At 68.8% G+C, this 234-nt stretch carries 1 protein-coding gene; it reads left to right on the forward strand.

Going from position 1 to position 234, the window contains the following annotated elements; translation table 11 throughout:
• The coding region (locus J5M67_RS29425; protein ID WP_207888781.1) for a sulfatase-like hydrolase/transferase at nucleotides 1-234 on the forward strand (234 nt) is incomplete at both ends.

The following is a 234-nucleotide window of genomic DNA, read 5'->3' on the forward strand; positions in this document are numbered from 1 at the left end:
ACCGTCGCATCCGGCACCCAATAGGTTGCACCGCCGGGCGCTCCACCTTCATCACCGGCCAGGCTTCGCTGCGCACCGGCCTGACCAAGGTCGGCATCCCCGGTTCGCCGGTGGGCCTGCAGGCCCGTGACGTGACCATCGCCCAGGCGCTCAAGGCCCACGGCTATGCCACCGGCCAATTCGGCAAGAACCACCTGGGCGACCGCGACGAGTACCTGCCCACCAACCACGGTT

The sequence above is a fragment of the Pseudomonas sp. 30_B genome (assembly GCF_017491605.1).
In the GTDB taxonomy this organism is placed as follows: Bacteria; Pseudomonadota; Gammaproteobacteria; order Pseudomonadales; family Pseudomonadaceae; genus Pseudomonas.